The organism is Pelomonas margarita (assembly GCF_043555875.1).
GTDB classification, from domain to species: Bacteria; Pseudomonadota; Gammaproteobacteria; order Burkholderiales; family Burkholderiaceae_C; genus Pelomonas; species Pelomonas margarita.
This window is the reverse complement of record NZ_JBIGHW010000005.1, coordinates 53,654-78,547: the sequence shown is the minus strand read 5'-3', so window position 1 is coordinate 78,547 and position 24,894 is coordinate 53,654. Positions and strand designations below refer to the sequence as shown.

Below are 24,894 nucleotides of genomic sequence, written 5' to 3'. Positions count from 1 at the left end.
CGCCCGTTATTGAGAGTCCGAGCGCTTGCCGGCGTCGCCCGCGATCGGAATCCAGACGAGAAAGCGCGTGCCAACGCCGGGCTCGGAATCCACCTCGAGACGGCCGCCATGCTTCTGCACGATGGAGAACGACAGTGACAGGCCCAGCCCCGTGCCTTTGCCCACGGGCTTGGTCGTGAAAAAGGGCTCGAAGATGCGGCGCTTGACCTCGTCGGTCATGCCCGATCCGGTATCGGCAACTTCGATGCAGACCCAGCCCTCTTCGGCCCGGGTGGACAGGCTGATCGTGCCGCGTTCCGGGATGGCGTGGGCTGCGTTGACGATGAGGTTCATGAAGACCTGGTTCAGCTGGGCGGCGATGCAGCGCACCGGGGGCAGGGCCCCGTAGTTCTTGCGCACTTCGGCCTTGTACTTGACCTCGTTCATGACGACGTTGAGCGTGGAGTCCAGCCCGGCGTTGAGGTCGGCGTCTTGCCAATCGGCGTGATCGACGCGAGAGAAGTCCTTCAGGTCTTGCACGATCTTCTTCACGCGCGACAAGCCCTCTTCGCTCTCGTTGAGCAGCTGGGGCATGTCTTCCTGGACGAAATCCAGATCCACCAGCGTGTCGACTCGCGCCAGTTCGGTGTTCAGCGCTTCGGGCAGCGTGTTTGCCGGCAACCGCTTGAGCAGCGCCAGGAGGCCGAAGACGGGCTCGATGTAGCCGCGCAGAGAGCCGAGGTTGGAGCTGACGAAGCCAATTGGGTTGTTGATCTCGTGAGCAACGCCCGCCGCGAGCTGGCCGATGGATGCCATCTTCTCGGACTGGAGCAACTGGTTCTGTGCTTCTGCAAGCCGTGTGTTGGTCTGCTTGATGCGTTCGTAGTTCAGCTCCAGCTCCTGCTGGACGCGACGGACCTCGGTGCGATCCTGGAGCAGCCACCAGGTTCCCGCCGTCGGTTCCGAGGGGTTGGAGACGTAGGCAATGATCTGGACCCACAGGCGATGCCCGGTCAGCGTACAGACCTCCATCTCGTGCAGCAGGGACTCCCCCTGGGACAGCACCGGGCGAGCGATTCGGTCCAGGGCCATGAAATCCTCGTCGCTCTTGAACAGGCGTCGCGTCTCCAGCCCATGAGGCGACATGTCGGCAAGCTCGAACATCTCGGCAAACTTCTTGTTGCCCCTCAGCACACGGTGGTTCGCCGTCGCGATGATGCCGACCGACGCGTTCTCCAGGAAGGCTTCCAGCTCATGGTGCGTGCTGAGCAGTTCGGCGGTGCGGTCTGCAATCATGCTTTCCAGCTCGTTGCGATGACGACGCAACTCGTCTTCCGCCTGATGCCGTCGCGTGACGTCCTGCAGCGTCTCGATGGCGCCGACCAACTGGCCGTGCATGTCCATGATCGGGGCGGCCGTGAAGAAGAGCCAGCACCCGTTTTCGCCGAAGTCGGGGAAGAAGCTTTCGACTTCGAAGGCGTTGGTGATGTGTGGTGATGGGTGGCAGCGCCCGCCATACAACTGCGCCCCCTCCTCCTGGACGCGACCGTCCACGATCAGGTCCGCCAGCAGCGGCCGGGGCTGGGGGTAGAACGCGCGCCAGGCGTCATCGCGGCCGAGCATGTCGACGGCTGGGCAGCCGGTCGTTTGTGCGCAGGCGGAGTTCCAATGCGTCACCCGGTGCGATTGATCGATGACGAACGTTGCAACCGGGATGTTCTCGAGAATCTGGGTGAGCACCCGGCCCATGTCGAGCAGGCTGTTCTGTACATGGCGGATGTCGCTGAGGTCCTGCCCGCTGAGCACGACATAGGTGTGGCCGCCCAGGACGACGCGCTGCCCTTTGATCTCCAGCACGCGCCGCGCGCCACTGCCGGTGCTGGCCTCGATTTCGATGGCGGGCAGTTCTCCGTCCTCGCTTTGGCAACGCTCCCCGTAGCGCTTCAGTTCCTCGGCATGTTCGGCTGCAGCCCAACCGTGCGGCGACATCCGCTTCAGCTCGTCCTCCGAGTACCCGAGCAGCCGCTGCATCGCGGCGTTGGCGAGATGGATCTGGTCGGCGCCATGCACGAGCGTCGGCGTGGTTACCGCCTGCAGTGCCGTCCGGAAATCGTCGTTCAGCGGCGCGCGGCTCATTGCACTGCCTCGCCCGGGTCTTCGAGGATGAAGGAACCGTCGCTGCCCCACCTGACATGGGTGATGCCGGGCTCCAGGCGTTCCAGCCGGCGTAGCTCCGCCTCCTGTGCGCTGAGCTGGCCCCGTTGCGCTCTGACCTGGTCGGCCAGGCGCTGGTTCTCGCGCATCAGTTCTCTGATGTGCAGCACCTGGCGCACGGCGCTGAGCAGTTCGAAGTCCGTCCAGGGCTTGGAAATGAAGCGGTCGATCGCGGCTTCGTTGATGGCCGCCATCAACGCGCTCAAGTCCGCATAGCCAGACAGGATGATGCGGCCGCAGTCGGGCTGGACCTGGCGCAGCTCCTTGAGGAATTCGACGCCCGTCATCGCCGGCATGCGCTGGTCCGAGACGACCAAGGCGAATGCGCATTCCCGTGCCCGGGCCAAGGCCGTCATGGCATCGGTGAAGCCCTCCACCTGGTAGCGCTCGCCGCCCGCGTCCCTGAGCCCGTTGCGCATCAGGCGCTGGAGCGACGCCAGGATATGGGGTTCGTCATCGACGAGGAGAATGCGCCTGCTCATGGGTGCCCCTCGTCCGCCAGCTTGACGAAGATCCGCAGTCTCACTCCCTCTCGGCCGGCAAACTCGCGCAGCTGTTTCACGACGCGCACGTCGAACACGAAGCCCGCAGCGAGCAGCAGCGTCCCTTGCGGCGACAGCAAGTCCCTGGACAACACCATGCCGGGCATGACCTCGTGGGCTTGCAACTCACGGTCCTGCGGCTTGTCGGTCGGTTCGTCGCCGAGCGCCAGCTCAAATGCCTCGACGACGGCGATTTCGTAGCGAGTGCCGGCGCCTCCCCGTATCAGCGCTTGGGCCTCGGCGGGGGAATAGCGCTTGAGGGACAACCGCCCCGATTGCGCCGAGTGATAGTCGCTGGACACGCTGAGGATCTGGGCGCCGAGCGGCACCGCCTCACCGCTGACACCATCAGGGAACCCCTTGCCGTCGATGCGCTCATGATGGTTGCGCACGAAGCGCGCAACACGCTGAAGCCGCGCCAGCGGCAGCAGCGCGGCCTCCCCGTGGAGGGTGTGGCGCCGGTACAGGGCCACTTCGTCGCTGGACATGGCCGACAGTGGCTTGCGCAACAGGCTGTCCGGGAAGCCAATCTTGCCGATCTCGTGCAGCAGGCCGGCGATGTAGACATCCTCTTCCAGCATGGCCCCGCCGTTCATGCGGCGCGCCGTGCGCCGGGCAAGGTCTGCCACCTGGCGTGAATAGCCGGCCAGGCCGCTGGACCGCAGTTCGACAAGCCCTGCGAAGACGTTGATCGACAGCAGGAAGTTCTCTTGAACCTGGGCGAACGAGGTCTCCAGCATGGCGTTGACCTGCTCGAGTTCTGCCGTTCGCGCCTTCACCCGTTCGGTGAGGCTGGTGTTCAGGGTCTGGAGCTGGTCGTTCTGCTCCCGGGTGAGGCGAAGCAGCGCCTTGTTCTCTTGCTCCAGCCGGCGGCGCTCCAGCCCGTCCTGAACGCATAACACGAGCTCGCGGTCATCCCATGGCTTGGCGACGTAGCGGTGGATCTGGCCGCGGTTGATCGCCGCGACGGTGGAGCCGATGTCGGCGTAGCCGGTCAGCAGGATGCGGCCGACCGCGGGCCAGCCCTCACGCACCTTCTCCAGCAAGGTCGCACCGTCCATCTCCGGCATTCGCATGTCGGAGACCACGAGATCGACGTTCTCCTTGCGCAGCAGATCCAGTCCCGCTGCGCCGCTCTCGGCCAGCAGGATGCGATAGCCCTGCGGACGAAACAGCCGGCGCAGTGCGCTCAGGATGGACGGCTCGTCGTCAACGAACAGAACGACCGGTGGATCAGAGGCCGTCGATTCCATGCGGTTCTCCCTGTGGCTGGCTTGGCCGTTGAGAAAGAAGTGAATCGCCCCGTCTGTCGTGCGGACCCGTGGGTTCACGTCAGACGGTAGCAGCCCATCCAAGACCTTGGTGATGGCGCCTGGGCCCGCGCGGGCCACACGGCCAGGTGCGCAAGCGGACCACGCATGCACGACATGCGCATGGCTGGGATGAGGCGAGCTTATCCGCCGCCATCACCCGCGCGGTTGTCAGATGTCACGTGTCAGCGGGTTTCGGGGGAAGTCCGCGCCGCTGTGTCAGCGGCGGAATTTCCCGTCCTCGCCAATGATGGACAGGTCCACGAAGTCCACGCCCGAGTGGTCGGTCGGGCTGAAGCTCACCTCCAGACCGCCGACATCCATGCGCTTGAAGGTCTCCAACGCCTGGCGCAGCTTGTCGCGCGTGGGATTGGGCCCGGCGCGCTTGAGGCCTTCAACCAGCACCTTGGCCGCAGTGAAGCCTTCCACCATGGCCGGTGTGATTTCATCCGTGCCGCGTGCGCGGGCCAGTTCGCGGGCCTCGCGGATGATGGCCGCAGACATCGAACGCTCGTAAGGCGAGACCTGCGTGACGATGGTGCCGCGGCCATGCTCGCCCAGCAGCTTGATGAAACCTGCCGACGCGTTGTTGGACAGCGTGACGATCTGCGCCCGCGAGCCGGCGCGGCGCAGTGCAGCGACGCCGTCCGCCACCGCCTGGCCCGCACCAATGAACAGCACGGCCTGCGCATCGGTGGCCAGCGCCTTGGGCACGATGGCGCTGAAGTCGGGCTTGCTGCGGTCGAACTTCTCGATGAAGGCGGGTTGCTTGGCCAGCGACTCGAAGGTCTTGAGCGCCCCCTTGATCGCGTCCGTGCCAAAGCTGTCGTCCACCTGCACGATGCCGATGCGCGTCATGCCCACGAGGCTGAGGTGGCGCACCGCACGGTCGGCCTCGCGCTGGTACGTGGCGCGCACGTTGAACAGCCATGGGTGCACCGGGGCATGCAACGCCATGGCGCCGGTGGACGGTGCGACCAGCGGCACCTTGTGCTCGGTCAGCAGCGGCATGACGGCCTGGGTGTGGGGCGTGCCGCGGGTCAGGAACAGCGCCAGCACGTTCTTCTGCGTGATGAGCTCGCGGGCGTTGTCGGCGGCCAGCTTGGGCTCGAACTTGTCGTCCATCGCCAGGATCTGGACGGTCTGGCCGTTCACGCCGCCGCGGGCGTTGACGGCGTCCAGGTAGAGCTTGGCGCCGTCGCTGACTTCCTTGACGCCGGCGGCCACCGGGCCGCTGAAGCCGGCGGTCTGGCCGATGAGGACCTGGGCTTGCGCGGCGCCGCTGGCGATGGCGGCCATGGCGAGCACGGGCATCAGGAACTGGCGTGGAATCATGGGTAGTGTCTCCTCTCGTGCGCCGCCGCTCCGGATGGAGCGGCAGGCGGGCGCATTGTGGCAATGCGGGGCGGTCCCGTCGGGATCATGGGGTTGCCGCGGTCGCATCTTCCCGGCATGGCGTGCCCGGTATCCGTGAGATTTGGTGTGCAGGGCCGGTCTGGCGCCGGCAGGCGGCAACTTCTCACGCCTGGCCAGGGGCGACCGCCCGCTCGGATCAATCGGATGAGCGATGTCGACCCCGCCCGGGCCGTCTCGCGGCGGCTGGCTAGCATGGGTTTTTCGTTTCGTGCGCCTGCCATGACCGCTTCGCTGCTGAATTCTCTGACTCCTCTCGCGCTCGCGGCCGCCCTGGTGCTGGGCGGCCCCGCCGGCATGGCGGCCACGCCTGCGCCCGCGTCGCCGCAGGGCGCTGCCGCGTCGGCCAGCTGGCTGGACACCACGACCGGCCAGCGCATCGTGCGCGTGGACGACAGCCCCGGCGTCTACGCGCTCTACTTCAACTACAACCCGTTCACGCCGCAGGGCGACCTGATGATCTACCTCACTCCCGAGGGCATCCGCGTCGCCGACACCAGGACCTGGCAGACCCGGCTGGTGCTCAAGGTCGCCGTGGACCGGCTGCTGTTCGCCGGCCCGAAGTCGCGCTCGGCTTACTACACGACGCGCGCCGCGAACGTGGAAGACGGCGGACCGTCCACCGTGTGGGCCGTGGACTTGGACAGCGGCAAGACCCGCCGCATCGCCGAGCTGCCTGGCGGCCGCGTGATGGCCATCAATGCCGACGAGACGCTGCTGGCCGGTGTGTGGGAAACCTCGCCGCCGCCGCCCGAAATCGCGGCCCAGGGCCGGCGCGACCCGGTGACCGGCTCTCCGGCCTATGCCGGTGTCGACAAGGACGGCAAGCCGCTGTCCTTCGCCGCTGCCAAGGGCCAGTGGATGGCCGCGCGGCTGGCCGCGCGCGTGCCCATGGAGATGTACAGCGTGACGATCGCCACCGGCGAGCGCAAGAGCATCCACCGCGCGACAGACTGGCTGAACCACCTGAAGTTCTCGCCCACCGACCCTGCGCTGCTGATGTTCTGCCACGAGGGCCCGTGGCACGAGGTGGACCGCATCTGGACCGTGCGCACCGATGGTTCACAGCTCACCAAGATCCACACCCGCACCATGGCCGGCGAGATTGCCGGGCACGAGTTCTGGGGGCGTGACGGCCAGACCGTCTGGTACGACCTGCAGACGCCGCGTGGCGGCGTGACCTGGCTGACGGGGCGCAACCTTGTCACCGGCGAACAGTGGCGTTACGAGGTGGCACGCGACCAGGCCTCCTACCACTTCATGCAGTCGCCCGACGGGCGTCTGTTCTCGGGCGATGGCGGCAACGCCGGCAAGTGGATCAGCCTGCTCAAGCCGGTGCTGCGCGAGCGCCCGGTGCCGGGCCTGATCACGCCCGGCAAGCTGGAGAGCATCCGCGTGGCCGACCTGTCCCGCCACGACTACACGCTGGAGCCCAACCAGCACTTCACGCCCGACGGCAAGTGGCTGGTGTATCGATCGAACATCGAAGGCCGGCCAGTGATCTACGCCGTCGAGCTGCCGCCTCGCTGAGCGCGGCGGGCACTCGGTTCTAGGTATTGGGGCCGAGCGCCGACCGCCTGGGCTCGCCCGCGTTCAGCGAGGCGAGACCAGGTGAGGGGTCAAAACTTATACGACATGCCCACCCCAAACGTGCGCCCGAAGTGCGCGTACAGCAGCGTGTCATCCCGCTGCGAATCGCGGCCGTAGCGCAGCGGCTGGTCGGTCAGGTTGGCCGCCTCGAAGCTCACCTTCAGCTTGGGGCTGACGTTGTACGACGCCGAGAAGTCCACGTTGGTCGACGCGTTGACGAAGGTCACGTCATGGCCGTTCACGTCACCCAGCACGTTGAACAGGTACTTGGAGCGGTAGGCCGCCGATACGCGGGCGCTGAACTTGCTGTCCTCGTAGTACAGCGTCAGGTTGCGTGCATCCGGCGACATGCCCACCAACGCCGCGTTCATGGCCAGCTGCGGCAGCGTGGGCGTGGCGGTGCGGGTGATGTAGTTGATGGTCGACTTCACGTGCGTGATGTTGGCCAGCATGCCGAAGTTGCTCCACACGCCCGGCAGGAAGCTGAACGGCATCTGCAGGTTCAGCTCGTAGCCGGTCAGCGGGCCGCCTGGGGTGTTGGCCGCGCGGCTGACCGTCACGGTCGAGGACGGCAGCGTCGGGCATGCAGGGATGCCGCCGGTGATGGAGCAGGTGCCGCCGCCAGTCAGCAGCGCGTCGGGCAGGCCCAGGGTGTTGTAGGCCACGCGCTCGCTGACGCGCTGGATGTAGGTGTCGATCTTCTTGTGGAAGACGCCGGCGGACAACATGGAGTTCTTCGCGAAGTACCACTCGGCCTGCAGGTCGTAGGTCTTGGCGCGGATGGGATCCAGCTGCGGGTTGCCGATGCTGACCGTCTGCGCGTTGGTGTTGACCGAGGCCGAGGGCGCCAGATCCACGTACTCGGGGCGCGACAGCGTCTTGCCGGCCGAGAAGCGCACGAACACGTCCTTGGGCAGCTGTGCAGTCAGGTTGAACGAGGGCAGCACATCGCGGTAGGTCTTGTCGAACGTGACGGGCTGCAGCGCGCCGCCCACGTTGACCAGCGCCGACGCGGAGGCCTTGGTCTCGGCCGAGCGCACGCCCGCGTTGCCGCGGAAGGTGATGCCGGCGAGCTGGTAGTTGAAGTCGGCCGACAGGTAGGCGGCGTTGATCTTCTCGCTGACCGTGCGATTGGCTTGGTTCAGCGTCACCAGCTGCGAGCCGGGCACGGCGGCGCAGTTGCACTCGATGTCCCAGACCTTGCGGAACTTGTCCAGGTCCACCGCCACCCACTGGCTGGGGTAGCCCGAGCCTTCCAGACCCTTGCCGAAGTTCGTGATCAGGCGCGACACGCTGGCCATCGTGAAGCCGGCTGGGTTGGCCAGGCCGTTGGCCGCGCCGTAGCTGATCTCGAAGTTGTCCCAGGTGTTGTTGCGCGCCGAGTAGCCGGCCTTGAGGGCAAGGTGGTCGTTGACGTCCCAGGTCGCGCCCACGGCGTTGGTCTTCAGCGTGTTGCCGGTGTTGAGCTGGCGTCCGACGAACTGGCCGTGCACGGTGCCGTCGGCATCGGTGGGGCCGAAGGTGAAGTTGGCCGGGTTGGCAACGTCGATGCCGAAGTTCAGCGCCGGCACATTGCGGTTGTTGCGGAAGTCGTACGAGAAGCCGTTCACGTTGGGTGCGTCGAACTGCACCGTCGTGCGCATGGGCGAGCTCAGCCGGCTGGCCGAGATGCCGGTCATGGCTTCGAGCTTGATGTCGTTGGTGAGCTTGTGCGTGGCGCTCAGCACATGCTGGCGGAAGCTGGTGTTGTTGACGTCCAGCAGGCCCTCGGAGCGCACGTCCACGCCGTTGAACTTGCCGTACTCCCAGCTGCCGTTGCCATTGAACGAGGCCTCGACGATGGAGGTCTGCGGCTTGCCGTTGGCGGCGGCCAGCGTGCGGCCAAAGGAGATGGCCGAGATGTAGTTGTCGTAGCGGTTGTTGTTGAACTGGCCGCCCAGCAGATCCAGGTTGACCTCGGTGGCTTCCGAGGCCTTCCACTGCAGCGCGGCGCTGACGCCCAGGCGCTCGTACTCGGCCACCGAGCGGCGGTAGCGCGGGATGCGCGGGTGGAAGGCGCCGCTGCCGGCGGCCGGCGTCGCCACGGTGCCGCCGTAGTTGTCGGTGCGGCCGAAGACGTTGTTGTAGGCCGTGGTGCTGGAGGTGCGCGGCAGGTTGAAGCCGCAATTGGCGGCCGTCACGCCGCGCTGGGCGTTGTCGGCCGGGCTCTGCGGCGTGGCGCCCAGCGGCGAGCAGAAGCCCCCGTCGGCGTTGGCGCTCAGCATCTCGACGGCCTCATAGCCTTCCTCGGTCGCGCTGCGCTTGGAATAGGCGCCGGACACCAGCACGCCCACCTCGCCCACGCCGGTGTTGGCGCGGGTGGAGAACAGCCCAGTCACGCGCGGCGACGAGCTGCGTGCCAGCGTGTTGTAGTTCTGCTGCAGGCCGATGCTCAGCGTCTGGCCCTTGAAGTCGAAGGGGCGGGCGCCGCGCAGGTCTACGGTGGCGCCCAGCGAGCCTTCCTCGACGTCGGCCTGCGAGGTCTTGCGCACCTCCAGACTGTTGAACAGTTCGGCGGCGAACACCGAGAAGTCGAACGCGCGGCTGCGGTTGGTGCTGCCGTTGATGTCCGAGGCGCCGGTGGCCGAGATAGCCTCGATGCCGTTGATGCGCACGCGAGTGAAGCCGGCGTTCAGGCCGCGCACGGTGATCTGCTTGCCCTCGCCGCCATCGCCGCGGGCCAGCGACACGCCCGGCACGCGCTGCAGCGACTCGGCCAGGTTGGCGTCGGGGAACTTGGACACGTCCTCGGCCTTGATGACGTCGACGATGCCGTCGGCGTTCTTCTTGCTGGCCAGTGCGTTGTTCAGGCTGGCGCGGAAGCCCGTGACCACGACGGCATCGAGCTTGCTTGTGTCTTCCTGTGCCAGGGCCGGGCTGCCGGCCGCTGCGATGGCCAGCGCGATGGCGCTGCGGCGCCAGGGGCCGCGGGTCTTGTTTCCACGAAATTCGGTCATGTCTACTCCAGTCGTCGGTTGCCCTCTGTGGCGGGGCGCTGCGATGGTCATCGGACAACTGGGTGGCGGCAATGCTCGGCTGTCAAACGCTCAAGCGGATGCTTGCCAGGCCTACGGGATACCCCGAAGGGGTGTGGTGATTTGACGACTGCATGACCCAGCGCTGACTTTGTTTCTTGGGGCTTGTCAGGCGTCCCCTGCTGAGGCAGCGCTCAGGAGCGGAGGGTGCTGGGGGTCGGGCGTACGGCCGCACCAGCCTTGCGGCCTGCATGCATCGCATGCCAGCGGGCCTGCAAGTGGTCGTACAACCTGGGCGTCAGCGCCGGAAGACCTGGTGCTTCACCACTTGCAGCCCTTGCCGCGAGCCGCGTCGATGGCCAGGGGCACGACGGCCAGCAGGCCCACGCCGCTGTAGGCCTTGCGGCAGTCCTTGTTGGCCGCATCCTCCACCGACTGCTCCAGCTTGGACTTGCGCTCCGGCGGCGGCGGGATCAGGTCGATGACACCGCTGCTGCCGCGCCGGGCCGTCATGTCTCCCCGGGGCAGCGACAGGTTCAGCGGTGCCCGCGCCGCACTGGCCGCCGCTTGCGGGGGCGGCGGCAGCTCGGGCCCGAGGCGTGTGCCGGCGTCGGCGCCTGGCGCTACACCCCGTGGGGCCGCCTGAACGCGGGCTGCCGGGTCACCCGAGGCGGGGCCGGCGGGCGCGCTGACCTGGCCGGGCAAAGTGCTGGCCAGCTCGGCGAGACCGTCCGGCGCCGGCGCGGCCACGGCCGCGCGCGGCGGGGCGGCGGGCTGCAGCGGTGCCACGGCCGCTGAGCTCTCGGACTCCAGCCGGCGTACGGGCGCGGGCAGGTCCTGTGCTCCGGGCAGCGCTGCCGTGCTGGCGGTGGTAGGCACCGGCCGCAGCGCGCTGGCGCGGCTCAGCGGCTTGAGGCCGCTGCCGTCGGGTGTGGCGGCTTCCAGCCTTTGGACCGGGGCTGGCAAGGTGGTGGGCGGCGGCAGCGGTGAAGCGCCGGGCGGCGTGGCGCGTAGGTCGGCGGCGCGGGGCAGCGCGCCAGCGGCGACCGTAGCCTGCGGCGCTTCCAACCGGGCCACGGGGTTGGGCAGCTCGGCAGCGGCCGGCAGGGCAGGGGTGGGCGGCGCCGTGGCACGCAGTTCGGCCGGCCGGGGCAGGGCGGGGTTGACGGCAGTGTCTGCCGCCGGGGCGTCCAGCCGGTTCACGGGGGCGGGCAGCATGGCGTCCAGCGTGGGCAGATCCGGGCGCACCGCCAGCGGCGGCGATTGGGCCAGCCGGGCGGCGGGCGCCAGCGGCGCGACAGTGACGTCGGGGCGCGCCTCCAGCCGCGCGAGCCGGCCGGTGGGCAGGTCAGCGGCCGGCAGGTCGGTCGCAGTGGCAGTGGGTGGCGGCCCCAGATCCTGGCGCTCGACCGGGCGAAAGCCTTCGGGCAGCACCAGCGTCGCGGTGCTCGGTGCGGCGTCGGCTGGCACGTCCGTACCGTCGTTCATGGCCGACACACGCACAGCCGTCGTGGCCGCGCCGGCCTCGGGCGCGGGGCTGGCGCCGGGCTGGGGGGACGGCGGTGCATCGGCCTGTGCGCCGCTCAGGCCGCGCAACTTGACGGTCAGGCTGCCCCAGGTGCTCTGGCCCGGCGCCGCGCTGCCGGGGGCGTTGCCGAACACCAGCACCAGCCACACATGCAGCAGCGCCGCCAGCAGCAGGGAGCGCTGCACCAGGCGAGGGTCAGGCGGGCGGCGGGGATGGACGGCGACGGCGCTCACGGCGGGCCGATTGTGGCCTGCGCCGTGCGCGCTCAGGCCGGCCAGTGCGACAGCTGGTGTACCCGGCGCGGCAGGGACTCGCCGTTCGCGGTGACGCTGCGCTCCACGACCCAGGTGGCCCCGTCGGCCTCTCGCACCAGCACCGTCGAGCAGCGTGTGCCGTAGACAGCTGCGCCGGGCAAAGGCGGGATGCGGATGAAGCGCGGCGACAGCAGGCGCTCCCGTTCCAGTCCCACGCCGGTGTCGGGCAGTGTGGCGTCGGGTGCGGCGGTGTCGTCGGCCAGCACGGCCAACAGCCGCTCGATCAGCGAGGGGGCGTCGGCGGACTGGTCCAGCGCGTCGGCTAACGCCGCGCGCAGGCCGGTGGTCTTGGGCCAGGGCGTGTCCAGCGCGGCGTTTGACAGCGCATACAGGCCGGGCCCGAGCCGCCTCGACGCCGGTACACGGTTGCTGAGCCAGTGCCAGGTGTTGCTTGCCACGTCTGCAGCGATCAGGTTGAAGCCGTTGTGGCCGGCCGGCAGCTGCTGCGCGGCGAAGTCGGCAAAGGGCGCGTTGCTGCGCAGCCAGTCCGTCACCAGCGCACCGCGCGATGGGGCGGTGGGGTCGTTCCGGCCCGGTTCGCGCACATTGGTCAGCAGCGCAAGGCGGCCGGAGCGCGTGAGGCCGAACCAACTGCCACCGGACGTCAGATCGCGCCCTGCCAGCAGGTCGGGCGCGTCGGCCCACCAGTCCATGGCCGCTGTGGGGCGAGCGAAGAACTCGTCCCGGTTGGCGGCAAGCACCAGCGGGAAGCGCGGGTGGGCGTTAAGCGCAAAGGCAGCAAGGCACATGGCTCAGCCCTGAAAGCTCAGCACTCGACGATGTTCACCGCCAGGCCGCCGCGCGCCGTTTCCTTGTATTTGGTCATCATGTCGGCGCCGGTGTCGCGCATGGTCTTGATGACCTTGTCCAGGCTCACGAAGTGCGTGCCGTCGCCGCGCAGCGCCATGCGCGCGGCGTTGATGGCCTTGACCGATGCGATGGCGTTGCGCTCGATGCAAGGGATCTGCACCAGGCCGCCGACCGGGTCACAGGTCAGGCCCAGGTGGTGCTCCATGCCGATCTCGGCGGCGTTCTCCACCTGCTCGGGCGTGCCGCCCATGACGGCGCACAGCGCGCCGGCGGCCATCGAGCAGGCCACGCCCACTTCGCCCTGGCAGCCGACCTCGGCGCCACTGATGGACGCGTTCTCCTTGTAGAGGATGCCGATGGCGGCAGCGGTGAGCAGGAAGTCGATGACGCCGTCTTCCGTCGCGCCGTGCACGAAGCGGGCGTAGTAGTGCAACACCGCGGGCACGATGCCGGCCGCGCCGTTGGTGGGCGCCGTGACGACGCGGCCGCCGGCGGCGTTCTCCTCGTTGACCGCCAGCGCGTAGAGGTTGACCCAGTCCATGACCTGAAGCGGGTCGCGCAGCGCCTGTTCGGGGTTGGAGATCAGACTGTTGAAGAGGCTGGGCGCGCGGCGCTTGACCTTGAAGCCGCCGGGCAGGATGCCCTCGGTTCTGCAGCCGCGCTGCACGCAGGCCTGCATGACGCCCCAGATCTTCAGCAGTCCGGCACGCGTCTCGGCCTCAGGCCGCCAGTGGCCCTCGTTGCGGCGCATGACCTCGGCGATGGACAGGCCGTATTTCTTCGTCAGCGCCAGCAACTCGTCGCCCGTTTTGAACGGGTAGGGCAGCACGGTTGCGTCAGGCGCTATTGCCCTGTGCTTGCTGCCGTCTGCGGCCACCTCGTCGCTGACGATGAAGCCGCCGCCGACCGAGTAATACACGCGATTGGCGAGTTCGGCGCCTTCGGCGTCGAAGGCCAGGCAGCGCATGCCGTTGGCGTGAAAGGGCAGGCTCTCTCGGCGTTTGAAGACGAGATCCTTGGCCTCGTCGAACGCGACGCGATGCTGGCCTACCAGGTTCAGGTCGCCGGCGCGGATGGCATCCAGCATCGCGGGAATGGTCTCGACATCCACCGTGTCCGGCTCATGCCCGGCCAGGCCCAGCAGCACGGCCTTGTCGCTGCCGTGGCCCTTGCCGGTGGCGCCGAGCGACCCGTACAGGATGACCTGCAAGCGGGCCACATGCTCCAACAGTCCGTCGTGTTGCAGTCGCAGGCCGAACAGGCGCGCGGCGCGCATGGGCCCGACGGTGTGCGAGCTGCTCGGGCCGATGCCGATCTTGAAGAGGTCGAAAACGGAAACGGCCATGGATGCCTCGATTGGTTAGGGGGCGGCTTGTGGCCGCCCCAGCTCATCCAGCGGAGCCGGGGCGCCGGGTTTGCCGGCGGCCGCGACTCGCCCCCATCTCAGGGGGCCTGGTGATGATCAGGCGTCCTCGTACTCGCTGAGCGGCACGCAGGAGCAGAACAGGTTGCGGTCGCCATAGACGTTGTCCACGCGGCCCACCGGGGACCAGTACTTCTGGCGGCGCAGGCTGGGCAGCGGGAAGGCCGCCACCTCGCGGCTGTAGCCGTGGACCCAGTCACTGGCGCTGACGACCATCGCGGTGTGCGGCGCGTTGACCAGCGGGTTGTCCTCGCGGCTGACCTTGCCGGCCTCGACGTCAGCGATCTCGTGGCGGATCTGGATCATCGCGTCGATGAAGCGGTCCAGCTCGGCGCGCGATTCGCTCTCGGTCGGTTCGACCATCAGCGTGCCGGCCACGGGGAAGCTCAGCGTCGGCGCATGGAAGCCGTAGTCGATGAGGCGCTTGGCGACGTCCTCGGCGCTGACGCCCGAGCTGTCCTTCAGCGGCCGCAGGTCCAGGATGCACTCGTGGGCCACGCCGCCACCCTTCACGCCGGCGATGCCGCCGGAGAAGTGGATGTCGTAGTGGTCGGACAGGCGTGCGGCGACGTAGTTGGCCGACAGGATGGCGACCTCGGTCGCCTTCTTCAGGCCCTCGGCACCCATCATGCGGATGTACATCCACGAGATCGGCAGCACGGCCGCGTTGCCCAGCGGGGCGGCGGACACGGCGCCGATGTTCGTTTCCTTGCCCAGGCCCGCGGTGCGGTGCGCCGGCAGGAAGGGCACGAGGTCTTCGACCACGCAGACGGGGCCGACGCCCGGGCCGCCACCGCCATGGGGGATGCAGAAGGTCTTGTGCAGGTTCAGGTGGCTGACGTCGCCGCCAAACTCGCCAGGCGCGGCCACACCGACCAGCGCGTTCATATTGGCGCCGTCCACGTAGACGCGGCCGCCGTGCGCCTTCACCATGGCGCAGATCTCCTTCACGTGCGTGTCGAACACGCCGTACGTGGAGGGATAGGTGATCATGATGGCGGCCAGCTTGTCGGCGTGCTGCTCACACTTGGCCTTCAGGTCAGCCAGGTCGATATTGCCTTCCTTGTCGCACTTGGTGACGACCACCGACATGCCGCACATTTGTGCCGAAGCCGGGTTCGTGCCGTGGGCCGACTCGGGGATCAGGCAGACCGTGCGCTGGTGGTCGCCGCGCGACTCGTGCCAGGCCTTGATGGCCAGCAGGCCGGCGTACTCGCCCTGCGAGCCGGCGTTGGGCTGCAGGCTGATGCCGGCGTAGCCGGTGCACTCGGTCAGCCACTGCTGCAGCAGCGTGTCCAGCTCGGTGTAGCCGGCCAGTTGGTCCTGCGGCGCGAACGGGTGCAGGTTGGCGAACTCGGGCCAGGTGATGGGGATCATCTCGGCCGTGGCGTTGAGCTTCATCGTGCACGAGCCCAGCGGGATCATGCTGCGGTCCAGCGCCAGGTCCTTGTCGGACAAGCTGCGGATGTAGCGCAGCATCTCGGTTTCGCTGTGGTGGGTGTTGAAGACCGGGTGCGTCAGGAAGGCGCTGGTGCGGCGCAGCTGCGGCGGGATCAGGCTGTCGACGCCGGCGGCGAACTCGGACACCGTCGGTACGGTGGCGCCAGCGGGCGCGAACCAGCCCCAGATCGCCTCGATGTCGGCGCGCGACGTCGTCTCGTCCAGCGCGATGCCGACATGCTGGTCGCTCAGCTTGCGCAGGTTGGCCTGGGCCGCGACGGCCTTGGCCATCACGGTCGCCACGTCGCACTCCACCAGCAGCGTGTCGAACACGTGCGGCGTGACGACCTTGACGCCCATGCGGGTCAGGCCGGCGTGCAAGATGGCCGTGTAGCTGGCCACGCGCTCGGCGATGCGCTTCAGGCCTTGCGGGCCGTGGTAGACGGCGTACATGCTGGCCACGACGGCCGGCAGCACCTGCGCCGTGCAGATGTTGGAGGTGGCCTTCTCGCGGCGGATGTGCTGCTCGCGGGTCTGCAGCGCCAGGCGCATGGCCGAGTGGCCTTGTGCGTCTTTGCTCACACCGACCAGGCGGCCGGGCATGGAGCGCTTGAACGCGTCCTTGCAGGCCAGGAAAGCGGCGTGCGGGCCGCCAGCGCCCATGGGCATGCCGAAGCGCTGGCTGTTGCCGACGACGATGTCGGCGCCAAACTCACCGGGCGAGGTCAGCAGCGTCAGCGCCAGCAGGTCGGTACAGACGATGAACGCGGCCTGCTTGGCGTGAGCCTGTTCGGTGAAGGCCTTCAGGTCATGGATGAGCCCGGTGGTGCTGGGGTACTGGCAGACGACGGCGAAGTAGTCGTGCTCGGCCATCAGCGCGGGCGCCATGCCGACCAGCACCTCGAGGCCCAGCGGCTTGCAGCGCGTCTGGATGACCTCGATGGTCTGCGGGTGCACATCGCCGGCGACGATCAGCGTGTTGCTCTTGCTCTTGACCGAGCGCTTGGCCAGCGTGACCGCCTCTGCGGCCGAGGTGGCCTCGTCCAGCATGGAGCCGTTGGCGATGTCCATGCCGGTCAGGTCTGTCACCAGCGTCTGGAAGTTCAGAATGGCTTCCATGCGGCCCTGCGAGATCTCAGCCTGGTAGGGCGTGTAGGCCGTGTACCAGGCGGGGTTCTCGAGGATGTTGCGCAGGATGACGCCTGGCGTGTGCACGCCGTAGTAGCCCTGGCCGATGAAGCTCTTGTAGACCTTGTTCTTGCCGGCGATGGCCTTGAGTTCGGCCAGCGCGCCCGCCTCGGTGATGGGGGCGGGCAGCTTCATGCCTTGCGAGCGGCGGATGGCCGCAGGCACGACCGCGTCGATCAGCGCGGTGCGGCTGGCCACGCCGACGGCGGCGCACATCAGGGATTCATCGACGGCATCCGGCCCGATGTGGCGGGCGTGGAATTCGGTGGCGTCTTCGAGAATGGAGAGCGGCGTCGGCATGGCGGGCACTTCGGAGATTTACAGGGTCTTGAGCAGGGCGTCGTAGGCGGTCGAGTCCATCAGCGCGTCGAGCTGGGCGGGATTGCTCAGCTTGACCTTGAAGAACCAGCCGGCCTTGAGCGGGTCGGAGTTGGCGAGCGCCGGGTCGTCGCGCAGGGCTTCGTTGACCTCGGTGATCTCGCCGTCGACGGGCATGTAGACGTCGGCCGCGGCCTTGACGGATTCGACGACGCCGGCGACTTCCTTCTCGGCGTAGGTCTTGCCCACTTCGGGCAGGTCCACGAAGACCACGTCGCCCAGCGCGTCCTGCGCGTGCACGGTGATGCCGACCGTCGCGGTGCCGTCACCGTGGACTTCCAGCCATTCGTGGTCGGGGGTGTACTTGATGGACATGCTTAACCTCGGTAGTAGCGGTTGGGGGTGAAGGGGGTGGAAGAGACCACCATCGGCGTGCGCTTGTCGCGCACGATGGCGAAGACTTCGGTGCCGACAGCGGTGTGCTCCTTCGCCAGGTAGGCGAGGGCGACCGGCTGGTTGACCGTGGGGCCCAGCGTGCCGCTGGTGACGACGCCGATCTCGGTGCCGTCGGCAGCGACGATCTTGGCGCCCTCGCGCACAGGCATGCGCTCCTTGCCGACCAGGCCCACACGCTTGCGCGCTGCACCATTGGCCAACTGCTCGTCGATGCACGCCGCGCCAGGATAGCCACCGGCACGGGCGCCACCGGCGCGGCGCACCTTCTGGATGGCCCAGGTGATGGACGCTTCGACCGGCGTGGTCGTCTCGTTGATGTCGTGGCCGTACAGGCACAGGCCAGCTTCCAGGCGCAGCGAATCGCGCGCGCCGAGACCAATCGGCTTGACCTCGGCATGCGCAAGCAGCTTGCGCGCCAGCGCCACGGCGTCATCCTCGTGGACGGAGATCTCGTAGCCGTCTTCGCCGGTGTAGCCGGAGCGGGTCAGGAAGGTGTCAATGCCGTCCAGCGTGAAGAACCTGCCGGTCATGAAGGTCAGCTTGGCGACGTCGGGGTTCAGGCGCGACAGCACCGTCACGGCCTCGGGGCCTTGCAGCGCCAGCAGCGCGCGCTCGGGCACGGGGATGACCTCGCAGCGACCGGCCAGATGCTTTTGCATGTGGGCGATGTCCTGGTCCTTGCAGCCGGCATTCACCACGACGAACAGGTCGTCCGGCCGCTTGCAGACCATCAGGTCGTCTAGCAGGCCGCCCTGGTCGTTCGTGAACAGCGCGTAGCGCTGCTTGAAAACGCCCAGGTCGATGATGTCGACGGGCACCAGCGTTTCAAGCGCCGCGGCAGCGTCGGCGCCCACGAGGCGCACCTGGCCCATGTGGGATACGTCGAACAGGCCGGCGGCCGCGCGCGTGTGCTTGTGCTCGGCCATCACGCCGGTGGGGTACTGCACCGGCATGTCGTAGCCGGCGAAGGGCACCATCTTGGCGCCGAGTTCGACGTGCAGGGCGTGAAGCGGTGTTTGCAGCAAAGAGGACATCAGAAGCTCCGACGGAATTCGGGTTTGGATGTCCTCGCTGTCCGGGGTACCTGAGAGATTGACGAGCGGGTGGCCTGTCCCGCGCTCGCTTGCCCCTTCGGTGGACGAGCTCGCGGGCCCGCCTCTCTCCAGTGAGGAACGCCGGCAGTGTCGAGCACTGCGGGGCGTTTGTCAGTCCTTTTGCCTGAGCGTTCGAATCGCGTGACCCTGCGCCTTCGGCGATCCCCAACTGCACCGGGACGCTCTCCTGACGGGCGGGATTCTAGCCGCCTACCGCAGCGCTTGGCATCAGTGGCCGTGACCGTGCGTGGCTTCCAGGCCTTCGGCGTCGATGGGCATGCCCACAGCAGCGGCGCCCTCGAAGAACAGCGGCTTGCGAGGTTTGGCCACGGGCGCGATCTGGTTCATCGTCAGCGCATCGAACAGCCGGCCGTTCTGCATGACCTGCACAACGCGGTCGCTCTGCCGGATGTCGGCCAGCGGGTTACCGTCGATGATGACGAGATCGGCCAGCTTGCCGGGTTCCAGCGAGCCGAGATCCTTGTCCAGCCCGAAGTTGCGCGCTGGATTGAGGGTCGCGGCGCGCAGCGCTTCGTGCGGCTTCATGCCCCCCAGCGCCAGCATCCACATCTCCCAGTGCGCGCCCAGGCCCTCGCGCTGGCCGTGCGCGCCGATCATCACGTTGACGCCGGCCTTGGCCAGGTCGTTGGCGGTGCGGGCGACCTTGAGGATGTTGAAGTCTTCCTCGGGCGCGGTCTCGCGGCGGATGGCGCGCGGCTCCAGCACGGCCTTCGGCACGTAGCGGGTCAGCAGCGGGTGCTTCCAGACCTCAGTCCGGGCGTACCAGTAATGCTCACCGTCCAGGCCGCCATAGCCCACGTTCAGCGTCGGGTTGTAGCCCACGCCGTTCTGGCCCCACAGCTGTTTGACGTCGTCCCACACCTCGGCGATCGGCAGCGCGTGCTCGACTGTGGTGTGGCCGTCGATCACCATGGTCATGTTGTTCTGGAACAGCGCGCCGCCCTCGGGCACCACCATCACGCCGGTCTGCCGGCCAGCCTCCAGCACCTGCTGGCGCTGGTCGCGGCGCGGCTGCTGGTAGCTCTTCACGCTGATGGCGCCTTCGGCCTTCTGGCGATTCAGGTGGGTGAGGGCGTCGTCCAGGTTGGCGACCGTGGCCGTGATGGGCGTGCGGGCGCCGTACAGGATGCTGCCTGTCGAGTAGATGCGCGGGCCCACGACAACGCCGGCACGCTGCATCTCGGCTTGCGTGAAGACGGCCGCGTTGAGGTTGCTGGGGTCGTGCAGCGTCGTGACGCCAAAGGCCAGCGAGGCGAGGTTGACCCAGCTCTGCTGCGGGATCAGCCCGGCGTCGTTCATCGCGCCGTGCCAGTGGCCGTCGATGAAGCCCGGCACGATGGTCTTGCCGCTGGCATCGATGCGGCGGGCTTCCGCCGGAATTGCCACGTCCTTGCCGACGGCGACGATGCGGTTGCCGTCCACCAGCACGGTGCCGCCTTCAATGACTTCGTCGCCCTTCATCGTCACGATGCGCGCGCCGGTCAGCGCGATCTTGCCGGCGGGCTTGTCGCTGGTCTGCTGGAAACCGATCTTCTGTGCGGTGGCCTTGTCCTTGCCGGTGGTGCTGGCGGTGAACAGCTCCTCGCCCAGCGTGAAGTGCACGCGCCGCGCGTCGCCGCTCCAGTGCAAAGCGTAGCCGGCATTGACGTCCAACTGCCGCACGGGCAGCGCGTCCATCTTGCCGCCCACGGTGATCACCTTGCCTGCCTGCCCCTGCACCGACGGCAGCGGCACGACATAGGCATGGAAGCGCTCCACGAAGCCCAGCCACTGCCCATCGGGCGAGACGCTGTACTCGGATGCGAAATCGCTGCGCACCACCTCGGTCTCGCTGCGGTCCTGCAGGTCCATGCGCAGCAGCGAGAACCGCTGGTCGACCTCGCTGGTGCTGCTGACGCGGGTGAAGAACAGCTCGTCGCTGCGGGCGCCGAAGTGGGCGCCGCTGCCGTCCTTGCTGATGCGCTCGGCCTTGCCCGAGCCGTCGGCGGCCGCGACGTAGATGCCGGTGTCCAGGCCATGCCAGGGGCTGGTCAGCGCGCCGCCGCGCACCTTGCGGTACACCAGCCGGCGGCCGTCCGGCGACAGGCGCGGCTCCAGGTACTTGCCAGGTGCCTTGACCAGCACGGTCTCCTTGCCCGAGTCCAGCTCCCGCCGGCGGATGCTGCCCTGCGTGTCGTCGCGCCAGGTGGCGTAGACCAGGGACTTGCCATCCCGCGACCAGTGAGGCGCCAGTTCGAAGGCCTCGGTCTGGCGCGTCAGCCGGCGCGGTTCGCCGTTCGGTAGGTCCTTCAGGTAGAGCGCGCCCAGCGCGGCGTAGACCACGCGCTTGCCGTCCGGCGACACCTGAGCGCCGCGCAGTTGGCGCACGGCGAAGCGCTCCGGCGCCACCTCATGCGCAAAGCGCAGCGGCTCGCGCAGCTCGCGGGTGTGCTTGACGTGGAAGGGGATGTCGGCGGCCGTGCCCTTGAACGGGTCCACGCGCCAGATGCGGCCCTCGGCCCAGACGACGATCTCCTGGCTGCTCGGCAGCCAGGCGAAGCTGGGGTACACGCCCCACATGGCCCAGCTTTCCTGCAGGTCGCGCGACAGGCCGCTCCAGGCCGGGAACTCACGGCCCGTGGCCAGGTCCTTCAGGAACAGCGTGCTCTGGTTGCGCACGCGGCGGACGAAGGCGAGGTACTTGCCGTCCGGCGACGGCGTGGGTCGCACCGCGCCGCCGGGCCCCTGCACGAAGGCCTCTACCGAGCCGTCCCTGAGGTCTTGGCGGAAGATCTTGTAGATCTCGCCGTTGCTGTTCTTGTTGTACTCGAACGTGCGGCCCGGCGTCGTGTCCTGCGAGTAGTACAGGTACTTGCCGTCCGGCGAGACGGCGGGTTCGCCCAGGTCTTTCTGCCAGTTGGGCTTCTCGTTGAGCTGCACGCCCTTGTTCTTGGCTGCCTCGGCGTCGACGTGGTACAGCCAGATCTCGCCCGAGCCGGCGCTGCGCGTGCCGGTGTAGTGCTTTCGGGCGAGCAGGTACTTGCCGTCCGGGTGCCAGACCGGGTTGTTCAGCAGGCGGAAGTCTTCCTTGGTGACCGCGCGGGCGCCGCTGCCATCAGCGTTCATCAGCCACAGGTTGTCGCCGCCGCCGGCATCGCTCAGGAAGGCGATCTGCTTGCCATCGGGCGAGAAACGGGCCTGCTGTTCCCAGGCCATGGAATGCGTCAGCGGCCGGGCCTCGCCGCCGGTGATGGGCAGTGTGTAGAGATCGCCCAGCAGGTCGAAGACGAGCGTCTTGCCGTCGGGGCTGACGTCCACGCTCATCCACGTGCCGGTGCGGGTATCGATGCTTGCCGTCTTGGCCGCACCGGGCGGCGCGTTGACGTTCCAGGCGGCAGACGCGGGCTTGGCGGCGTCCTGCGCGTTGGCGGCCAGGGCGGCGGCCAGCAGCAGGGCAGGGGCGGCGGACGGACGGAGCATGGTGAGGGTTTGGGGGTGACCAAAACCTTCGATGCTAGCGAAGCCAGGCTTGCCGGCCCGTTCGTCACGGGCGGGTTTGCCCGGGCGTCAGCGGGGTGCCGCGGTGTCGCTCAGGGCCACAGCCACCACAGCAGCAGGCCACCGAACAGCACCCACTGGATGGCGTAGTAGGCGAAGCGGCTGCGCGCCTTGATGCGCTTGCCGAACAGGCGCACCTGCTGCACGTAGGCGAAGGCCTTGTTGATGCCGCCGGTCTTGTCGGTGTCGGCGTTGGGGGCCGAGGCCGCGCGGATCAGCGTGTGGCTGATGAAGCGGTTGACCCAGCGGGCCAGCGGGTTGTTCAGCGGCCGCTCGACGTCGCAGAACAGGATGATGCGCATCTGGTCCGACTGGTTTTCGGCGTAGTGCAGGTAGGTCTCGTCGAAGATGACGCCTTCGCCGTCGCGCCAGGCGTAGCGCTCACCGTCCACCGAGATGTAGCAACTGTCCGCATTGGGCGTGACCAGGCCCAGGTGGTAGCGCACCGAGCCGGCGAAGGGGTCGCGGTGCGTCACCAGGCGCCCGCCCGGCGGGAGTGCGGCGAACATCGCGGCCTTCACCGTCGGAATGCGCTGCAGCAGCTCGGTCGTCACCGGGCACAGCGTCTTGGCCGAGGCGTGGGCGTCGCCGTACCACTTCAGGTGAAAGCGCGTCCAGCCGGTCTTGAAGAAGCTGTTGAAGCCTGCGTCGTTGTACTTGTCGCTTTTCTTGATCTCGCCGGCCGCAGCCAGCTTGTAGGCCTCGGCGCGAATGTCCTGCCAGTGGTCCTGCAGCAGCTGCAGCTCCGGGAAGCCCGACACCGGCAGGTAGGGCTTTGCCGGCAGCTTCGAAAACAGGTACATGAAGCAGTTGATCGGCGCCATGAACGTGGAGTGGTCCGTCAGCTGGCGGAAGAACTTCAGGCGCACGCGGCCACGGAAGTGCACGTAGACGGTGCTCGCGACGAACACCGCCACGACGGCGATCTTGAAGTAGGGAATGTCAGTCATGGGCATAGAAGTCCGGCTCGCCGGGCGGGCGGGACTTGAAACGCTTGTGGAGCCAGAAGTACTGGTGCAATTGTCGACGCGCCTGTGCCTCGATGACGGCGTTCATGCGGGCAGCGTCGGCCGTGAGGTCGCGCGTGGGGAAGTCCTGCAGCGGCGGCTCGATGACCAGCGTGTAGCCGCCCGCCTCGCGGCGCGGGTAGCAGGGCAGCACCACGGCGTCCGCCATGCTGGCCATGCGCGACACGCCGGTGATGGTGGCGGCCGGCACGCCGAAGAAGGGCACGAACACGGAGTCGCGGGCGCCGAAGTCCTGGTCCGGCAGGTAATACAGCCGCCCGCCGTCCTTCAGCGCGCGCAGCGTGGGCCGCGTGCCTTGCTGGCGCGAGAAGATGGTGCCGGTGCCGAAGCGCATGCGCTTGGCGCGAAAGAAGGCGTCCAGCCACGGGTTCTTCTGCACCGAGTAGATGCTCACCACGTGGGTCTCCAGCGAGATGCGCAGGCCGGCCAGGTCCAGCCCGGTGAAGTGAGGCATCATCAGAATGACATTGCGGCCGTCCAGCGCGCGCAGGTGCTCCAGCCCCTCGATGGGCATCAGGCGCTTGAGCCGCTCGGGCGAAGCAAACCAGCAGTAGCCGTACTCCAGCAGCATCTGCACCATGGCCACGAAGTGCCGGTGCAGCAGGCGCTCGCGCTCCGCGGCCGGCATGTCGGGCAGGCACAGCCGCAGGTTCACGCGGCCGATGCGCCGTCGTGAGGACGGCAGCGCGTGGATCAAGCTGCCGATCAGCCAGCCCAATGCCGAGATGGCCCGAAACGGCAGCCAGCTCAGCAGCCACACCAGGCCAACGAGCAGCTTCACGCCCATGCATCACTCCCGCCCAACCACCTGCTTGCCATCGACAACGACCCCTTGTTCCAGGGGCGGCATCGTACGCGGCACTCAGGTTTCCCTGTCTACGAGCACCTGGAAATGCCCTAGCGTGCAGGCCTCCACGCGGGCCTGCACGCCATAGACTCGGGCCAGCGTCGCCGGCGTGAGCGCCTGAACCGGGCGGCCGGCGGCAGCGACACAGCCGTCATGCAGCAGCACGGCGCCGGTGCAGTGGCGCAGCGCGACGTTGAGGTCATGCAGCACGATGACGGCGGCCATGTCCCGCTCGACGGCGAGGTCGGCCAGCAGCAGCATGGTGCGCAGCTGGTGCCGCAGGTCCAGCGCCGACAGCGGCTCGTCCAGCAGCAGCACGCGCGGTTCGCGGACCAGCGCCTGGGCCAGGCCGACCAACTGGCGCTGGCCGCCCGACAACGCGTCCAGGTGCTGCAGCGCCAACGCCTCGCAGCCCAGCCGCGCCAGCACGGCCTCGGCGCGGGCCAGGTCATCCGGGCGGCGGCTGCCGCCGGCGCGCAGCGACGCCAGCACGGCCTCCAGCACACGCAGGTGCACGCCGCGCGGCAGCGACTGAGGCAGGTAGGCGATGCGCGCTATGCGCTGCGCCAGCGGCAGGCCGCGCAGCTCGGTGCCGTCCAGTCGTATGCCGCCTTCAGCGGGCAGCAGGCCGGCCAGCGCCTTCAGCAGCGTGGACTTGCCGCTGCCGTTGGGGCCCAGCAGTGCGGTCAGGCTGCCGCCCGCCAGGCGCGGCAGCGTCAGGCTGTGCAGCACGCGTTTGCCGGGGTAGCCGGCGCTCAGGTCGACGACTTCGAGGCTCATTTCAGCGTCCCGTTGCATTGCGGGCTGAGCGCCGGACCGCCCCAAGCC

Annotated in this window: 16 protein-coding genes and 2 riboswitches; of the genes, 1 reads left to right on the top strand and 15 read right to left on the bottom strand. The window is 68.2% G+C overall.

Annotation, left to right across the window (positions count from 1 at the left end; genetic code table 11):
- Nucleotides 1-6 precede the first annotated feature (6 nt).
- The 4 genes from ACG0Z3_RS11180 to ACG0Z3_RS11165 form a co-directional block, all read right to left on the bottom strand.
- Nucleotides 7-2,115 (bottom strand): ATP-binding protein, encoded by a 2,109-nt coding sequence (locus ACG0Z3_RS11180; protein WP_394397574.1) that lies wholly within the window; start codon nt 2,113-2,115, stop codon nt 7-9.
- Nucleotides 2,112-2,675: a response regulator gene (locus ACG0Z3_RS11175; protein ID WP_394397573.1), complete on the bottom strand. Its 564-nt coding sequence runs from the start codon at nt 2,673-2,675 to the stop codon at nt 2,112-2,114. The genes ACG0Z3_RS11180 and ACG0Z3_RS11175 overlap by 4 nt, the downstream gene beginning before the upstream one ends.
- The gene (gene nosR / locus ACG0Z3_RS11170) at nt 2,672-3,988 is read right to left on the bottom strand and encodes a response regulator c-di-GMP phosphodiesterase, NosR family (protein ID WP_394397572.1); all 1,317 of its coding nucleotides are present in this window, start codon (nt 3,986-3,988) and stop codon (nt 2,672-2,674) included. Before nosR ends, ACG0Z3_RS11175 begins: the two co-directional genes overlap by 4 nt.
- A gap of 276 nt (nt 3,989-4,264) precedes the next feature.
- On the bottom strand, nt 4,265-5,380 hold the full coding sequence (locus tag ACG0Z3_RS11165) for an ABC transporter substrate-binding protein (RefSeq protein ID WP_394397571.1): 1,116 nt from the start codon (nt 5,378-5,380) through the stop codon (nt 4,265-4,267).
- A gap of 300 nt (nt 5,381-5,680) precedes the next feature.
- Between ACG0Z3_RS11165 and ACG0Z3_RS11160 the strand changes: the two genes are divergently transcribed.
- Entirely contained in the window at nt 5,681-6,988 is a 1,308-nt protein-coding gene (locus ACG0Z3_RS11160) for an oligogalacturonate lyase family protein (protein WP_394397570.1), read from the top strand.
- A gap of 89 nt (nt 6,989-7,077) precedes the next feature.
- Here the strand turns inward: ACG0Z3_RS11160 and ACG0Z3_RS11155 are convergent, their stop codons facing one another.
- The 11 genes from ACG0Z3_RS11155 to ACG0Z3_RS11105 form a co-directional block, all read right to left on the bottom strand.
- Nucleotides 7,078-10,044 (bottom strand): TonB-dependent receptor, encoded by a 2,967-nt coding sequence (locus tag ACG0Z3_RS11155; protein WP_394397569.1) that lies wholly within the window; start codon nt 10,042-10,044, stop codon nt 7,078-7,080.
- 339 nt (nt 10,045-10,383) lie between these two features.
- On the bottom strand, nt 10,384-11,823 hold the full coding sequence (locus tag ACG0Z3_RS11150) for a hypothetical protein (RefSeq protein ID WP_394397568.1): 1,440 nt from the start codon (nt 11,821-11,823) through the stop codon (nt 10,384-10,386).
- A gap of 32 nt (nt 11,824-11,855) precedes the next feature.
- On the bottom strand, nt 11,856-12,653 hold the full coding sequence (locus ACG0Z3_RS11145; protein ID WP_394397567.1) for an NRDE family protein: 798 nt from the start codon (nt 12,651-12,653) through the stop codon (nt 11,856-11,858).
- A gap of 17 nt (nt 12,654-12,670) precedes the next feature.
- The gene (locus ACG0Z3_RS11140; RefSeq protein ID WP_394397566.1) at nt 12,671-14,059 is read right to left on the bottom strand and encodes an L-serine ammonia-lyase; all 1,389 of its coding nucleotides are present in this window, start codon (nt 14,057-14,059) and stop codon (nt 12,671-12,673) included.
- Between the two features lie 117 nt (nt 14,060-14,176).
- Complete coding sequence (gene gcvP, locus ACG0Z3_RS11135) at nt 14,177-17,065, bottom strand: aminomethyl-transferring glycine dehydrogenase (protein WP_394397565.1); 2,889 nt, start codon at nt 17,063-17,065, stop codon at nt 14,177-14,179.
- 18 nt (nt 17,066-17,083) lie between these two features.
- Nucleotides 17,084-17,458, bottom strand: a complete 375-nt coding sequence (gene gcvH, locus ACG0Z3_RS11130) for a glycine cleavage system protein GcvH (protein WP_394397564.1) — start codon at nt 17,456-17,458, stop codon at nt 17,084-17,086.
- Between the two features lie 2 nt (nt 17,459-17,460).
- On the bottom strand, nt 17,461-18,573 hold the full coding sequence (gcvT, locus tag ACG0Z3_RS11125; RefSeq protein WP_394397563.1) for a glycine cleavage system aminomethyltransferase GcvT: 1,113 nt from the start codon (nt 18,571-18,573) through the stop codon (nt 17,461-17,463).
- Nucleotides 18,574-18,600: 27 nt separating this feature from the next.
- Nucleotides 18,601-18,715, bottom strand: a riboswitch (glycine riboswitch).
- Nucleotides 18,716-18,735: 20 nt separating this feature from the next.
- Nucleotides 18,736-18,833: riboswitch (glycine riboswitch) on the bottom strand.
- Nucleotides 18,834-18,861: 28 nt separating this feature from the next.
- Entirely contained in the window at nt 18,862-22,113 is a 3,252-nt protein-coding gene (locus ACG0Z3_RS11120; RefSeq protein WP_394397562.1) for an amidohydrolase family protein, read from the bottom strand.
- Nucleotides 22,114-22,223: 110 nt separating this feature from the next.
- The gene (locus tag ACG0Z3_RS11115; protein ID WP_394397561.1) at nt 22,224-23,141 is read right to left on the bottom strand and encodes an aspartyl/asparaginyl beta-hydroxylase domain-containing protein; all 918 of its coding nucleotides are present in this window, start codon (nt 23,139-23,141) and stop codon (nt 22,224-22,226) included.
- Complete coding sequence (locus ACG0Z3_RS11110) at nt 23,134-24,000, bottom strand: lysophospholipid acyltransferase family protein (protein ID WP_394397560.1); 867 nt, start codon at nt 23,998-24,000, stop codon at nt 23,134-23,136. Before ACG0Z3_RS11110 ends, ACG0Z3_RS11115 begins: the two co-directional genes overlap by 8 nt.
- Before the next feature lie 81 nt (nt 24,001-24,081).
- Nucleotides 24,082-24,846, bottom strand: coding sequence for an ABC transporter ATP-binding protein (locus tag ACG0Z3_RS11105; protein ID WP_394397559.1), 765 nt, complete (start codon nt 24,844-24,846; stop codon nt 24,082-24,084).
- Nucleotides 24,847-24,894 lie beyond the last annotated feature (48 nt).

Excerpts from the sequence above, each read along its gene's own strand:
- ACG0Z3_RS11160 (WP_394397570.1), top strand. The coding sequence starts at position 5,681 with ATGACCGCTTCGCTGCTGAATTCTCTGACTCCTCTCGCGCTCGCGGCC.
- ACG0Z3_RS11140 (WP_394397566.1), bottom strand. The coding sequence starts at position 14,059 with ATGGCCGTTTCCGTTTTCGACCTCTTCAAGATCGGCATCGGCCCGAGC.
- gcvH (WP_394397564.1), bottom strand. The coding sequence starts at position 17,458 with ATGTCCATCAAGTACACCCCCGACCACGAATGGCTGGAAGTCCACGGT.
- ACG0Z3_RS11115 (WP_394397561.1), bottom strand. The coding sequence starts at position 23,141 with ATGACTGACATTCCCTACTTCAAGATCGCCGTCGTGGCGGTGTTCGTC.
- gcvT (WP_394397563.1), bottom strand. The coding sequence starts at position 18,573 with ATGTCCTCTTTGCTGCAAACACCGCTTCACGCCCTGCACGTCGAACTC.
- ACG0Z3_RS11155 (WP_394397569.1), bottom strand. The coding sequence starts at position 10,044 with ATGACCGAATTTCGTGGAAACAAGACCCGCGGCCCCTGGCGCCGCAGC.
- ACG0Z3_RS11120 (WP_394397562.1), bottom strand. The coding sequence starts at position 22,113 with ATGCTCCGTCCGTCCGCCGCCCCTGCCCTGCTGCTGGCCGCCGCCCTG.
- ACG0Z3_RS11180 (WP_394397574.1), bottom strand. The coding sequence starts at position 2,115 with ATGAGCCGCGCGCCGCTGAACGACGATTTCCGGACGGCACTGCAGGCG.
- nosR (WP_394397572.1), bottom strand. The coding sequence starts at position 3,988 with ATGGAATCGACGGCCTCTGATCCACCGGTCGTTCTGTTCGTTGACGAC.
- ACG0Z3_RS11145 (WP_394397567.1), bottom strand. The coding sequence starts at position 12,653 with ATGTGCCTTGCTGCCTTTGCGCTTAACGCCCACCCGCGCTTCCCGCTG.
- ACG0Z3_RS11165 (WP_394397571.1), bottom strand. The coding sequence starts at position 5,380 with ATGATTCCACGCCAGTTCCTGATGCCCGTGCTCGCCATGGCCGCCATC.
- ACG0Z3_RS11175 (WP_394397573.1), bottom strand. The coding sequence starts at position 2,675 with ATGAGCAGGCGCATTCTCCTCGTCGATGACGAACCCCATATCCTGGCG.
- gcvP (WP_394397565.1), bottom strand. The coding sequence starts at position 17,065 with ATGCCGACGCCGCTCTCCATTCTCGAAGACGCCACCGAATTCCACGCC.
- ACG0Z3_RS11105 (WP_394397559.1), bottom strand. The coding sequence starts at position 24,846 with ATGAGCCTCGAAGTCGTCGACCTGAGCGCCGGCTACCCCGGCAAACGC.